At 66.2% G+C, this 13,511-nt stretch carries 14 protein-coding genes and 1 pseudogene; 5 read left to right on the plus strand and 10 right to left on the minus strand.

Annotated features, from left to right (window positions below):
- Window positions 1-91: 91 nt before the first annotated feature.
- From GRS80_RS17160 to GRS80_RS17170, 3 genes are all read right to left on the minus strand, one after another.
- Window positions 92-1,744 (minus strand): M48 family metalloprotease, encoded by a 1,653-nt coding sequence (locus GRS80_RS17160; protein ID WP_343161628.1) that lies wholly within the window; start codon window positions 1,742-1,744, stop codon window positions 92-94.
- A 224-nt stretch (window positions 1,745-1,968) separates the two neighbouring features.
- Window positions 1,969-3,243, minus strand: coding sequence for an amidohydrolase (locus GRS80_RS17165; protein ID WP_160048620.1), 1,275 nt, complete (start codon window positions 3,241-3,243; stop codon window positions 1,969-1,971).
- A gap of 90 nt (window positions 3,244-3,333) precedes the next feature.
- Entirely contained in the window at window positions 3,334-3,669 is a 336-nt protein-coding gene (locus tag GRS80_RS17170; RefSeq protein WP_160048621.1) for an uS10/mL48 family ribosomal protein, read from the minus strand.
- Window positions 3,670-3,809: 140 nt separating this feature from the next.
- Between GRS80_RS17170 and GRS80_RS17175 the strand changes: the two genes are divergently transcribed.
- On the plus strand, window positions 3,810-4,244 hold the full coding sequence (locus tag GRS80_RS17175; RefSeq protein WP_160048622.1) for a bis(5'-nucleosyl)-tetraphosphatase: 435 nt from the start codon (window positions 3,810-3,812) through the stop codon (window positions 4,242-4,244).
- Window positions 4,245-4,295: 51 nt separating this feature from the next.
- On the opposite strand, the gene GRS80_RS17180 is transcribed toward GRS80_RS17175, so the two are convergent.
- The 5 genes from GRS80_RS17180 to GRS80_RS17200 form a co-directional block, all read right to left on the minus strand.
- The gene (locus GRS80_RS17180) at window positions 4,296-4,724 is read right to left on the minus strand and encodes an RDD family protein (protein WP_149080200.1); all 429 of its coding nucleotides are present in this window, start codon (window positions 4,722-4,724) and stop codon (window positions 4,296-4,298) included.
- Between the two features lie 295 nt (window positions 4,725-5,019).
- Complete coding sequence (locus GRS80_RS17185) at window positions 5,020-5,619, minus strand: CocE/NonD family hydrolase (protein WP_160048623.1); 600 nt, start codon at window positions 5,617-5,619, stop codon at window positions 5,020-5,022.
- A gap of 206 nt (window positions 5,620-5,825) precedes the next feature.
- Window positions 5,826-6,026, minus strand: a complete 201-nt coding sequence (locus GRS80_RS17190) for a DUF2892 domain-containing protein (RefSeq protein WP_160048624.1) — start codon at window positions 6,024-6,026, stop codon at window positions 5,826-5,828.
- An 80-nt stretch (window positions 6,027-6,106) separates the two neighbouring features.
- Window positions 6,107-8,335, minus strand: coding sequence for a S9 family peptidase (locus GRS80_RS17195; RefSeq protein ID WP_160048625.1), 2,229 nt, complete (start codon window positions 8,333-8,335; stop codon window positions 6,107-6,109).
- A 72-nt stretch (window positions 8,336-8,407) separates the two neighbouring features.
- On the minus strand, window positions 8,408-8,812 hold the full coding sequence (locus GRS80_RS17200) for a hypothetical protein (RefSeq protein ID WP_160048626.1): 405 nt from the start codon (window positions 8,810-8,812) through the stop codon (window positions 8,408-8,410).
- Between the two features lie 235 nt (window positions 8,813-9,047).
- On the opposite strand from GRS80_RS17200, the pseudogene GRS80_RS17205 reads away from it, so the two are divergent.
- The 3 genes and pseudogenes from GRS80_RS17205 to GRS80_RS17215 all read left to right on the plus strand — a co-directional run.
- Window positions 9,048-9,362, plus strand: a pseudogene (locus tag GRS80_RS17205) (GNAT family N-acetyltransferase); the annotation flags it as partial.
- Between the two features lie 81 nt (window positions 9,363-9,443).
- Window positions 9,444-9,815, plus strand: a complete 372-nt coding sequence (locus GRS80_RS17210; RefSeq protein WP_160048627.1) for a hypothetical protein — start codon at window positions 9,444-9,446, stop codon at window positions 9,813-9,815.
- Window positions 9,812-10,504, plus strand: a complete 693-nt coding sequence (locus tag GRS80_RS17215; RefSeq protein WP_160048628.1) for a P-loop NTPase — start codon at window positions 9,812-9,814, stop codon at window positions 10,502-10,504. The genes GRS80_RS17210 and GRS80_RS17215 overlap by 4 nt, the downstream gene beginning before the upstream one ends.
- Before the next feature lie 33 nt (window positions 10,505-10,537).
- Here GRS80_RS17215 and GRS80_RS17220 read toward each other — a convergent pair whose 3' ends face one another.
- Complete coding sequence (locus tag GRS80_RS17220) at window positions 10,538-11,827, minus strand: MinD/ParA family protein (RefSeq protein ID WP_160048629.1); 1,290 nt, start codon at window positions 11,825-11,827, stop codon at window positions 10,538-10,540.
- Window positions 11,828-11,962: 135 nt separating this feature from the next.
- Here GRS80_RS17220 and GRS80_RS17225 point away from each other — a divergent pair, with 135 nt between their 5' ends.
- Window positions 11,963-12,229, plus strand: a complete 267-nt coding sequence (locus GRS80_RS17225) for a hypothetical protein (protein ID WP_160048630.1) — start codon at window positions 11,963-11,965, stop codon at window positions 12,227-12,229.
- 4 nt (window positions 12,230-12,233) lie between these two features.
- On the opposite strand, the gene GRS80_RS17230 is transcribed toward GRS80_RS17225, so the two are convergent.
- Window positions 12,234-13,364 (minus strand): ORC1-type DNA replication protein, encoded by a 1,131-nt coding sequence (locus GRS80_RS17230; RefSeq protein WP_160048631.1) that lies wholly within the window; start codon window positions 13,362-13,364, stop codon window positions 12,234-12,236.
- Window positions 13,365-13,511: the final 147 nt, after the last annotated feature.

Below are 13,511 nucleotides of genomic sequence, written 5' to 3' on the forward strand. Positions count from 1 at the left end.
GAATTTTCTCGAAGTATTCGGGAGGGTATCGGTCGGCGTCGTCGACGGCTCGGTGTTCGCTCTGAAAGAGGCACATCGAGCCAACGGGTCGTCAGAGTCGAGCCCGCAGCCGGTCGATCCGTTTCTCCGTCGACGGGTGGGTGCCGAAGATCGTCCGCGAGACGAACCGCCGCGTTCGGTCGAAAAAGCGGTGTTCCTCCCACGGCGGCGGAACGATCGAGAACGCGCTCGCGAACTCGCGGGCCCGGAGATCCTCACGCGGCCGGCGCTCGAGATCACGATCGAGCGCCTCGAGCGCGCTCGCGAGGCCTGCTGGATCGCCGGTGATCGCGACCGCGCCGTCGTCGGCGGCGTACTCGCGTGCGCGGGCGACGACGCCGACGGCGAGGCGACTCGCCGCGCCCACGAGCAACGCGAACGGTTCGACGACCGGATTGAAGCCGTACCGACTGCTGGCTACGCGTGCGACCGCGCCCGGGGCTGCGAGCGCCGACAACACCGCCGCGTCTCGGTTCGCGACGTGGGCGAGTTCGTGGGCCAGCACCGCCTCGAGTTCCCGGTCGTCGAGGGACTCACACAGCCCGCGACTGAGAACGATCGTGGACGACGACGGCCGGTAACCGACGGAGAGCGCCGCCGGCGCAGCGGTCCCGGCGATGCGAACGTCGGGGGCCGGCAGGTCGGCCTGGCCGGCGAGTCGGGCGATCGTCATCTGCAAATCGCCGCGTTCGTCGTCGGCTGACCCATCGGCGAGGCGCTCGAGGTCGACGCGGTCTGCGAGATCACGGAGGACGGCGGTGTCGCCAGCGAACTCGTCGCGGACGGCGTTCCCAAGGTGGACGCCGACGAACGCCAGCGCACACACCGCGGCAAGGCCGACGGCGATCGTTCCTGTCGCCAGGACCGTCGCCGCAGCGTAGCTACCGGTCAGGCCCACGATAGCGATGCCGACGGCGACGGCGGATGGACGAGGGCCCGGCGCGGCCTCGAGACGAGCGACGAACCGCTGTGTTTCGTCGGCGAGCCCGTACCAGTCGCGCTCGCGGTCGTCGTCGGCCTCCGGCGCGAGTTCGACGAGCCGGTTACGGAGGGACTCCAGCAGACCGGGGGCGACGACCGCGGCGATACCGACGCCGACGACCGCGACCACGAGGACGGCGGCGAACAGCTCGGAGATGGCGAACGAGAGGTAGCCGACGACGAAGACGCCGAGGACGAGCCAGTCGCCCGTCTCGCTCCGATCGTCGAGTTTGTTCCCGTCGGTTCGAGATCGAACCCACGCGCGGGCGGCCCAGACGTACGAGATCGTGATCAGGTAGAAGAACCCGAGGACGATCAGCAGGGCGAAGACTGGTGCCGGAAGCACCGCTCCAACTACGGGCGCGGCGGCGAGAGCGATCACGAGCGACGAGAGCAACAGGGTGTACGCTGCCAGTTCGACGACGCCCTGCGTGATCGGACCGACGCTCACGGCGTCGTCGGCTCGAGCCCGCCGGATCGCGCGGAGGGAGAGCTCGATACAACACAGGGAGACGGCGGCGGCGGTGACCGCGACGACGGTGGCGACCGGAGTAGGAACGATCCCTTCGAGCACCGCAATCGTGTACCACACGAGGCCGTAGACTGGTACGCCGACGAGCGCGAGCGCGACAGCCACGACCGCGCCCAGAAGGGCGAGACAGAGTACCCCCGCGAGAGCCATTCGAAACCAGAGGCCCACACGGAGACGGCTCGAGCGGGTCACGAGTAGATCACCACCGGGCGGAGCGGGAGGCGATACGACGAGCAGGGGGACCAACAGGGGGCTCGCATCGTCCCGATATAGGCTCGCATCGCTCCCATATGTTTCGTCTCGAGGACGGTATATGCTGACGATCGAGGGGATGGGATAGCGGTTGAGAGACTGCGCTGTCGATCGAGGAACGATGGTAGCGACCGAGAGACTGTGCTGGCACTCGAGGATCCAAACTACGTCCGATTGGTGCCGATCCGCTCGATCGCACCGGTGAGGACGTCGATCCCGTGGCCGATACTCGGTTCGTCGACGTCGAACGTCGAGGTGTGGTGGCCGCCGGGGTGGTCGGTGCCGACGCCGACGTAAGCGGCTGCGCCGCCGTTTTGTTGCACCTCGCACATCAGGAACGTCGCGTCCTCGCTGCCGCCGAGTTCGTCGCGCTCGAGGACGGAGTCGACGCCGTTGATCCCCGCCGCGACGTCGGCGACGATCGAGACGAGTTCCTCGTCGCTCGTCGCGCTCGGCGCTTCGGCTCCGAGATCGATCTCGAGGTCACAGCCGTGCATCTCCGCGGCGCTCCGGAGGACCTGGCGGGCGTTCGATCGCACGTACTCCATCAACTCGGTCGTCTCGCCACGGACTTCGGCGACGATCCGGGCCTCCTCTGGGACGATGTTCGCCGCGCTCCCACCCTCGACGACGCCGGCGTTGATCCGGGTCGCACCGTCGCTGTGTCTGGGGATGCCGTACAGGTTCTGGACGGCCGTCGCCATCGCCTGGACGGCGTTTCGCCCCCGCTCGGGGTGGCCGCCGGCGTGTGCCGGTTCGCCGGTGAACGTCGCCTCGAGGTGCGAGACGGCGAGAAAGCCGTCGACACCCGCGACGACCTCGCCGGTTGGATGGTCGAGTCCGATGTGGACCGCGAGCAGGGCGTCGACGTCCTCGACGTGCTCACTTTTGGCCATCGATTTGCCGCCGCCGATGACTTCCTCAGCGGGCTGGAAGAACACCTTCAGCGTGCCCGAAAACTCACTTTCGGCGATCCGCTCTATCACGCCGATGCCGATCGTCGCGTGAGCGTCGTGGCCACAGGCGTGCATCGCACCGTCGTTCTCCGAGCGGAACCCCTCGGCGGCCGGCAGGTGGTCGGCGTCGTCGGACTCCTCGCGCGGGAGGCCGTCGATGTCGACGCGCAGTCCGACGGTCGGCCCATCTCCCTTCTCGAGGACGGCGACCGCGCCCGTGTAGCCGCCCTCGAGGCGCTCGAGGATTGCCCCGTCCGTGCCGGCCGCACGGGCCCGTTCGTACCACGCGGTGAGTTCGGCGTCGTCCGGAACGGCGAGTCGGTGATCGCCCGCGATGGCGTCTGGACCGACGTGGAGTTCGTCGAGGTCGACTCTGGACTCGAGTTCCTCGACGATCCGCGCCGTCGTGTAGAACTCCCGCCAGGCGGGTTCGGGCTTCCGGTGGAGGTCTCGCCGAAGCGAGACGAGGTCGTCTGCGGTCATAGCGGACCCAACGAATGCTTGGGGCATAAATGCCGTCGTCTCGAGAAACCATGGCGGCGGCCCTCGAAGTGTCGCGTCTGCGAGCGTCGCTCAGTTTCCGCGACCCGCGCCGTGGATCTGTTCGACTTCGGCCTCGATGTGTACCGAATCCGGAAAGTTCTGTGAGGCGATGTTCCGCGCGAGGTTGTCGTGGCCGTGGATCTCGAGTTCGCGGGTGAAGATCGTATACTCCCAGGCGGAAAAGCGCCGGTCGTCGTCGGCGTGAAGACGGCTGTGCTGGGGAACCGACCGCGTCTCGGGGGGGTGTGAGTGGGGTCCTTTCAGCGCTGCACCCTTTCGTTCCGCGGTCGATTTGATGTCGTCGACGATGCCGTCAAGTGCCGCGCGATCGCCGCTTTGAAGCGTGAGACGGGTGACGAAGGTCATGGTTACGGTGTCGAATCGTCCACGGCCGGCGCGTAAAAATCTGCTGTGATCGGGTCCGTCGTGTCAATCTTCGACCACTGGTGTATCCGAACGACGAACGGTCCGATATTCTCTTAACGTCGTGTCTATTAGTCTTGTCAATGGCAGTCGAAGCTACGAGCGCAGGCGCGATCCTCTTCCGCGACACGCGGGGCCGGCGCGAGTATCTTCTACTCAAGAGCCGCCCGGGCGACTGGGAGTTTCCGAAGGGCGGTGTCGAAGGAGGCGAAGAGCTACAACAGACGGCTATCCGCGAGGTAAAGGAAGAGGCAGGCATCGAGGAGTTCCGGCTCCTCGACGGCTTTCGCGAGGACTACGACTACGTGTTCGAGGCGAACGGCACGACGATTCACAAGACCGTTCACCTCTTCATCGCGAAGTCGTTCGAGGCGAGTGCGGAACTCTCGAACGAACATCGCGACCTGCAGTGGCGCGATTACGAACAGGCAGTGAACACCGTTACCCAGGACGGCCCCCGCGAGATCTTAGAACAGGCAGACGAGTTCCTCGACGAACACGAGGACGACGAAGAGTAAGAACCGACTCGAAGCGCGGTCGACGCGCGTCGGAAGACGCGTCTCCGGACGTTACCGCTGTTTGACGACGACCGTATCCGCAACCAGGTCGCCGACGCGCTGGTTCTCGTCAGTGACGAAGATCAGCACGATGCCGGCGATGTACATAAACGGCAGGTTGTCGACGATCAGCGCCAGGTTTCGCAGGACTGACGCACCGATCGTACAGTCTGAGCCGTCCGATTTGACGACGACGAGCCCCATCAGATACTTTCCGGGTGTATACCCGTACAACCCCTCGAGCAACAACCCGTAGACGATCACGGCGATCACCGCGACGAGCGCCAGCACCAGTCCGACCACGTCGTGGATCGCGAATCCGATGACCGGGAGAGCTACCGCCAGGAGCGTCATGATGATGCTGTCGATGATGAACGCGAGCATTCTGGGCCCGATTACGTCTCCGTTGGTTCCCATCCGCGGTGTTGGATGTTTTTCCATGTCTCAGCTATTTTATTCAAATAGTATATAATTTTATATCCCGTGGTGTTTGTTGTGTCCTCAGAGTACGGACGGATTGCCGCGACAGGTTACTGGAGGAGACCACGAGGCGAGAGCAGTCACACCGGTATGCCCTCTACAGATCCTCTCATACGGTTTACTGTACGTCATTTCCGGCGCAACCGCGACCCGGGCGGCGGTTGCAACGGTGGACTCGCTACACTCCTCCACCGAGACTCGTCTCACACGGTTCGACTCACCGCCGGTAAATCGGTACAGGAATCCGTATCAGACATCACTCGAGCATCGTGCGCTCGAAGAACGCGCGTACGTCGGCGGCGATCGATTGGCGCTGACCGACGAAGAAGTGATCGGCCGGGATCGCCGTCACCTCGTCGGTCCGGTCCGTCGCCCGCTCGACGACGGGTTCCCACTCCACCGTCGTATCCCGCTCGCCGTAGAGGATCTGGACCGGGATCGAAAGCGACTCGAGTGCGGGAACCGCCTCGAGGTCGTCCGCGAGCCGGGCAGCCGGTGCGAGCGCCGAAACCGCGTCCACGGCGTCGACGTCGGTGGACGCGAGCAAGGCTTGCGTCGCGCCGAAGCTGTAGCCGAAGACGCCGACCTGGTCGTACCGGTCGGCGGCCCACCGGACGGCGTTTCGGACATCCTCGCGCTCGCCGTAGCCGTCGTCCCAGGCCCCGTAGTCGAATCGGAGACAGGCGATCCCCGACTCACGAAGGGTGTCGCCGATTGCGACGAGTCGGCCGTCGCTTCGCGACCCGCCGTGTTCGGGATGTGGCGGACAGGCGACGACGATCGCCTCGGTGTCGGTCACCGGTTCCTCGAGCGTGGCGCGGACGTCTCGGCCGCCAGGGATCAGTACGTCCGTCATCGTCTGCCGTTGAACGCGGGTCGTAATCAAAGCCCGCAAACCGGAGCCGGTCGGGAGATCCTCCGTGAAGCAGAGCTGGCCGAGACATTACTTGCCACCTGTGCTCGAGGGACGATCGTACGGTCAGCTGTCCCGATTTCCCGGTGCAACCGCGAGCAGTCGAGCAGTCCTGTGATTGCACCGTTACTGACGTACAGTCGTCCGCATCAGTCGGTTCCGCAGGTGTCGATTCCGAACACCGCATTGACCGGGCACCGCTGGATGACCGCCGTCGCGAAGAGGTCACTCCCGCAGAGAAACGCGATGGTTCCGATCGTCCGATCCCGGTTTCGGTATCCGAACGCGAGCAACGTTACACCGATGACGAACCGAAGCAATCGCGCTGGCCCGCCGACGTTCTTGTCCATACCCTCGGTTCGTCCTCGAGAGCCGTAGTGGTTGTCCCGTCGATCACTGATTGCAACTGATCGACGGCCTCGAGCGTGTTTCAGGACAGATCGCCGCTCGACGAACTCCCATCCGAGAGGTTCGAGAGGCCGTCGTCTCGGTCGCACTCGAGTGCGGGCGCCGTGTCGTGGTGCTCGGAGTAGCCGTCGAACCAGCGGACGATCCGCTCGATCCGGTCGACGAGGTGTGCCGGTTCACCCGATCGGGAGAGTTCGTGGCCCTCCCGCGGATAGCGGACGAGCCGGGTGTCGACGCCGTGTTTCTGCAAGCCGAGGTAGAACAGTTCCGCGGTGTTCGCGGGCGTCCGGTAGTCCCGATCCGAGTGCATCACGAGCGTCGGCGTCTCCACGTCGGGGACGTTCGACACCGGCGATTGCTCCCAGAGGAATTCGGGTTCCTCCCAGGGGGTCGTATCGAAATCACCCTCGAGGAGGTGGAACGCGTCCGTCGAGCCGTAAAAGCCCGTGAGATCGTAGACGCCACGCTGGGCGGCCGCGGCTCGGAAGCGGTCGGTGTGGCCGACCGCCCACGCGGTCATGAACCCGCCGAAGCTACCGCCGGTGACGAACACCTCGGAGTCGTCGACGTACTCCCGCTCGCAAACGGTCTCGACGCCAGCGAGGACGTCCGCCAGGGTGACCCGACCCCAGTCGCGGTCGATCGCGGTCGCGTGGGCCTCACCGTAGCCCGTCGATCCCCGTGGGTTACACCAGAAGACGACGTACCCCCGCGCGGCGAGCGTCTGGAACTCGTGCCACATCGTCCCCGCCGTCGTCCACTGGGCGTGGGGCCCGCCGTGGATCTCGACGACCAACGGGTACGTCTCGCCGGGCGAGGCGTCGGCGTCGAACGACGGCGGCGTGAGGATCCACCCCTGAACCCGGTTGTCGTCCTCCTCGCGTCGGGTCCCGTCGCCGTCTCGTTCACTACTCTCGAGAGCAGTCGACTCCTCGCCACCCTCGTCGCCGACGTCGAACCACACCCCCTCGGGTCGACGAACCGCCCGGCCGTCGAGGTAGTCACCGTTCACTCGAGTCAGTCGGTGGGTCTCGGCGCCGCGGCGAGTCGTCACGAAGACGTCGCCGGGGTGGTCCCACTCGCTCTGGACGACCGCGACGGCGTCGCGGCCGACCGAAAAGTCCTCGACGGTGACGCCCTCGCCGTAGATCCGGGTCGGTTTCTCGCTCGCGTCTCCTGGCACCGACCACAACACCCGCGAACCCGTATCGGGCGTCGTGAAGTAGAGGGTCTCCCCGTCGGGAGCCCACTCAAACCGACAGCGGTGGCCGACCGTCCGATCTAGCGGCTCGGTCGGCGTCGTCTCCGTCCCACTCTCGCGGTCGTGAACGCGGATCTCCGTCTGGCGCATCGACGCCCGCTCTTCGGGGGTGTACTCGAAGGCGACCAGACCGTCGGTCGTCGCCTCGAGGCCCGAGAGCCAGCCGGTCGTCCGGGTGAACGCGTCCGTTTCGTCGCGCTCGACGTCGTGTTCGGCGAGTTCGTACGTCAACGAGTCGTCCGGCCGTTCGCCGACCTTGCTCGCGTAGTAGACCGTCCGGTCGTCCCCCCAGGTAGGGAGGACGTAATCGGCGTCGCCGTCGGTCAGACGGGTGATCGCGCCGTCACCGTTACTGTCGTCCCCGTCGCTATCGGCGTCCTCGCCGGTTCCGTCTCCGTCGTCACGGACCGTTCCCACGCCGGTCGAACTGCGCTCGGCCTCGAGCGCCCGCTCGACGTCGAGGATGTAGACGTGGCGGCGCCGGCCGTCGGCGTACTCGGTGTCGGCGCGGTAGATCATTCGGTCGATCACGCGGGGGTCCGGCGGCTCGAACTCGTAGTCGGGATCGACCGCGTGGTCCCTGCCAGTCTCGCGGTCGTCTGCCGTCACGCGCTGGGAGAACAGCAGACGAGAGCCGTCCGGACTCCACTCGAGGTCGTCCACGCCGCCGACGACCGCCGTCACTCGTCGCGCTTCGCCGCCGTCGGTGGGGAGAAGCCAGATCTGCTGGCGGTCGTTCTCGCCGCGCGTACTGACAAACGCTAGCCGCTCGCCGTCTGGACTCCACCGCGGCCGACTGTCGACGCCGTCCGTGGCGGTGAACTGGGTCGCCTCGTCGCCGCCGACCGGAACGACGTGGATCGTCGCGGCCGTCGTCGAGGCGTCCTCGGCTTCTCGCCGAACGAACGCGAACCGTTCGCCGTTCGGGGAGAGCTGGGGGTCGTCGGGGTGTACGATCTCGAGGGCGTCGATCGCCCGAATTCCGTTCATACCGACACACACCGTGGGTCGTCCGAAAGCGTTTTCGACGATCGTTCGCCGAAGACGGTGGCCCCGTGGCCATCACTGCCGGTTGACGATGCCGACGTTGAGTGCCGCGTTCGAGCACGAGAAGTGCCGGAGGGTCCCGGAATACCACAGGGTCCGCGACTCCCCACCCGGAACGTAGACGTCTGCACTCGAGGGAAGTCCGATCGGACTCGAAACGTACCGCTGGTCGGAGACCTGTCCGCTGACCTCGACGGTCACGCGACCGCCCGATCCCGGACACGCGCGTACCGTTACCGCGCCGGTCGACCAGTCGTCTGGTGTCAATTCCGCATCGCTGCAGCCTCGCGTCTGGACGGTACCGTCGTCCTGTGCCGAGGCCGTTCCCGCGAGTCCGACCGCACCCGCGAGCGCCCCGAGCAACGCGCGGCGGGGCGTGTTCGGTCCACCAGCCGCTCGGAAGTGATCTAGCGCGTTCATTGCTAGCACCACTCGAAGCTCCGACACCGAGGACCAAGTATTCCGGTTCCGATTTCTCGAACCGGTCTCACGACGAACGAATGTCGGTCGGTACCGGACCTCGAGGAGGGTTTTTTACGCGACCGTCCGAGAAGGGAATATGAACGTACGAGAGTTGACGGAACCGGACGAGCGCCGCGAGGCGATTCCGATCCTTCGACAGCTGTAAGCCGACCGGACGCCGGAGGACGTTCTCGAGTGGACCGGCGAGGAAGAGTACCGGCTGTTCGGGGGCTTCTTCGAGGGCGAGTTGATCGCCGTCGCCAGCGTCGTCGTCACGGACGTCCTCCACCACACCACTCACGCCTGGCTTTACGACCTCGTGATCGACGAACCACATCGTGGCGAGGGTCACGGAGCCGACCTCGTCTCCCACCTCGAGGTGTGGGCCGCCGACCGGGACCGCACTCACCTGACGCTCGCCTGCCCACTCGAGAAAACGGAGACGCACCGATTCTACGAGAAACAGGGGTACGAGAAGTGGGGGTACGTCATCGAGACCGAGCTGTGATCGCTCGCGTTCGGCCGAAGAATCGCTCTCGAGCGTGCCGTGAGCCGCGGGTTTAAGTCGGATCGAGCGGCCAGGCCGGCTATGGTCGAACTGGAGACGGAGACGGATCGCCGCGACGGCGTCACGCTCGTCAGGGGCCTCGTCACGAACACGCGAACGACGAGACAGCTGATTCGGCTCTCGAGCCGCCTCGACGGACCGACGTGGCCGCCACGGCGAGACGGAGCCAGGCCGGCGGAGTGGACCGACGGATGCTGGGAAGGCGTCGTCGAGCCGGGCCGGCGTCGCGGGTTCGGGTTCGCGACGCCGGCCGAGCCGATTCCGGAGCCGGTCGAACTCGTCACTGCGAGACGACCGGACGACGGCGAGCGCCGAGCGCCGGAAGCGGTGCTCGCCGATCTCGAGGATCACGCGCCGTCTCGACGGACCGTCGGCACCCCCACCGACAGATGATCGTCGCGGTCGCTGGCGGCAAGGGCGGCGTCGGCAAGACGACGGTCGCACTCAACCTCGCCCGCGAACTCGAGGCGGTCGCCGTCGACGCCGACCTCTCGACGGCGGACCTCCCACAGGGCGACGGACCGGGACTCCACGAGGTGCTCGCCGGGCGGGTCGATCCGATCGACGCGGTCGAACCGGTCGGGTCGACACGAGTCATCTCGTGCGGACGAACGCTCGTCGGCGCGCGGGCCGCCGACGTCTCCGAACTGGTACCGGCGGTCCGTCGACTCGAACGCAAGTCCGACCACGTCGTCGTCGACTGTCCGGCCGGCCTCGCACGGGACGTCGGCACCGTCCTCCACTGTGCCGACCTCACAGTCCTCGTGACGACTCCGGACCGATCGGCGCTGATCGACGCGTTCCGGACCCGAAAGCTCGCACTCGACCTCGAGACGCCGGTCGCCGCCGTCGTCCTCAATCGCTCGAGCGCCGAGAGCGAACGGATCACAGACCGCGTCGAGGCGACGTTCCAGGCACCGGTGATCGTTCTGGCGGAGCGATCGTCGATCGAAGACGCCCGGCGCGTCGGAAAACCCGTCCGGGACGTTCGCCCGAACGCGGCGGTACTCGAGGCGTTCGAGCGCGTCGCACGGACGATCGAGCGGTGTGACCGATCGGGGATCGGGTTCGGTCGGCGCTGACGTCGTGACCGCGTTCGATCGGTTCTCTCGTCGCTACCGGATCTCGCCCGGCTCGATTCGAGCGTCCGTCGCGGACCGCCCGAGATCGAGGTCCACCGTCTCGGTAAAGCGCCGCTCTCGTAGCTTCGGAAGCGAGAGCGCGTGTTCGACGCCGCCAGTGGTGGCGCCGGTAAAGGTTCGCAGCGTCGCAACGATGTCGACCAGCTGCATCGTCGTCGACCGATGGTCGGGAACGGGATCGTCCGACAGACAGTGGAGCACGGCGAGGCCGCCGGAGTCAGCGATTTCGTCGACGAGCGTGTTCAGAAACTCGAGGTAGGCCTCGTGGTCCGTTCGTTCGAGGGGATCCATCGAATCGACGACGAGGTTCGCGCCGTCGGGAAGCTTCGCGATCAGCTCCGTGGCGTCCTCGAGTCGGTTCTCACCCGTAATGCGTCGAACCGTCGGTGTGGCGCCATCAAGCGTCGGCTCGAGCGCTCGTCTGACGTTCCGTTTCGACCGGTTCGTCGTCAGATAGAGCGTTCCTCGCGTCTTCGCGACGTCCGCGAGGAGGTGTTCGGACTGGCTCGCCGGATCGGCGGTCAACGCGACGACCGAGCCGGCGGAGACGCCGCCGGCGAGTGCCGTATCGAGCGGACGGATCCCGGTCGGAAGCCGATCACCGTCGGATTCGACGTCGTGGCGGGAAATTTCTGCGGGTTCGTCACCGCGCAGTGTACCGGCGACGGCGTCGAACGCCTCACGAACTCCATCGGCCGCGAGGGGATCGTCGCGTTCGGGAATCGTCCCGAGGACGGGAACGCCGAGGCTCGACTCGACCGCGCCAGTCACGCCGTCGCTTCTCGTCACGACGGCGCCAGCGACGGGGATCTCGAGACGACGAGCCATCTCGATCGTTCGCCGCGATGCCCGTCGGCTGCGCTCGGTGTTCGTCGTTACGACGACGACCCGGTCGGCCGCACAGAGCGGGTCGGTGACGTCCGGTCCCGCACCGGACGGACAGTCGAGGAGGACGCGTGCGTCCACGCGAGCGAGGCGATCGAACGCTGCCTCGAGGTCGACCCGATCCGACGATTTCGGGGCGGTGAGGACGCTGGCGTCGACCTCCCCGGGCAGGGGGTGAGTTGCAGAGCTAACGTCGGAGCCGACGGCGTCCGCGATCGTCGGCGTTCGATCGACGTCGGCGACGACGTGGAGGTTCGGGAGCTGGCGATCCGCGTCGACGGCGATCGTCGGTTCCCCCGCGCGGGCGAACGCCTCGGCGAGGCCGGCCGTCACCGTCGTCTTTCCACATCCACCTTTCGCACCGGCGATGGCGATCATGCCGCCACTGGCCGCCCCTTCCCATTTGAATGTGCGGCCGCGTTTCGGAGTTGGTTCGACTGTCGTCGGCCGTTCGGTTCCGACGTGGCTCGTGTCCGCCCAACCGTTATGAACGAGGTCGTGGTCGATCGGGGTATGTCCCAGGAACTCAGGCAGGCCCGGACCGAACTCGAGAGCGCGGTCGAACGAGCGGACGACGACGTACGCGAGGATCTGCGCGAGACGGCCGCCGCGTTCGCCGAGTACGCGTCCGACGACGCCGATCCGGATCACGCCGTGTTCGACGAGCACCTTAACACGCTTCGGCAAGCCCGCAGACGAGCCACCGGTGACGTAGAAACCCAACTAGACCGGGCGCTCGAGCGAGCCGAAGAGTACCGCACGGGACTCGAGCAGGCCTGACGCGCTACTCGAGGCGATCTAAGACGGCATCACGTTCGTACGAAAGCGATAGCGAGCGCGAGCGACCGCGGCCGTCGACCTCCGTGTACTCGGCGTCGATCAGCCCGAGCTGGTCGAGTTTGTTGACGATTTCGGAGTAGCGCGTGTAGCCGAGGTCGGTCCGCTCGTGGAACCGTTCGTAGACGTCACCGGCCTGATCGCCGTCGTGGTGGGCGATCACCTCGAGCAGCGTGCGTTCGGTGTCGGCGAGTCCCGACAGCGACCGCGAGAGGTTGATGTACTTCGACTTCTCGTAGGCGTCCTCGACGTCCTGGCGTTCGACGGTGCGACTCGCGCGCATCTCGGCGTTCAGCCCGGCTCGCCGGAGCAGGTCGATCCCGACCCGGAGGTCGCCGCTGTCGGCGGTGAGGTCGGCGACGTACTCGAGGGTCTCTCGTGAGATGACGCCGTCGTTGAACCCGCGTCGGACCCGCTCGTCGAGGATGTCGACGATCTCGGGGCTGTCGTAGACGGGAAAGTAGACGTCCTCGGGGCGGAAGACGCTCTGGACCCGCGAGTCGAGTTCGTCGATCACGTCGAGTGAGGGATCGGAGGAGACGACGATGACGCCGATCTTCGCGCCGGGGTACTCCTCGTGGGCGCGCAACAGCGAGTACAGCGTATCGGAGGCCTCGTTCTCGTAAAAGAGGTAGTTGACGTCGTCGAGTGCGACGACTAACACCCTGTCCTCCTCGACGAGTTTTTCGGCGATCTGGCCGAACAGCTTCTTGAACGAGATCCCCGACGAGGGCGGCTCGTAGTCGAAGGTCCCCTCGAACAGCCGTGAGAACACCGAGTACCGCGTGGCGTTGACCTGACAGTTGACGCGAATGGTTCGGATCTCGCTGGTCTGGGCACCGATTTCGTCGAACAGTTTCTGAATCGAGGTGGTTTTTCCGGTCCCCGGCGGCCCCCGGACCATCACGTTCAACGGCCGCGAGCCCCGAACGGCCGGACGAAGCGCGTACGTCAGGCTCTCGGTCTGGCTCTCGCGGTGTTTGAACGTCTCGGGGACGTAATCGATCTCGAAGACGTGCTCGTTTCTGAACACGGACTCGTCCCACGACAACATCCCCCCCTCGGGGTCGTCTGCCATCACTTTCACCACGCTGTCGAAGCTACTTAGTTGTTCGCAGGGGACACGTCTTCGGCGAGTTCGACCCGGCGGTTCCGCGCTCGAGTTGGCCGGGTCGAACTGTCCGACGTGAACCGCCGTCGTAAACGGTCCGATATGTGCACGGCG

Origin of the sequence: Natrialba sp. INN-245 (genome assembly GCF_009807105.1) — an archaeon.
Classification (GTDB): Archaea; Halobacteriota; Halobacteria; order Halobacteriales; family Natrialbaceae; genus Natrarchaeobius; species Natrarchaeobius swarupiae.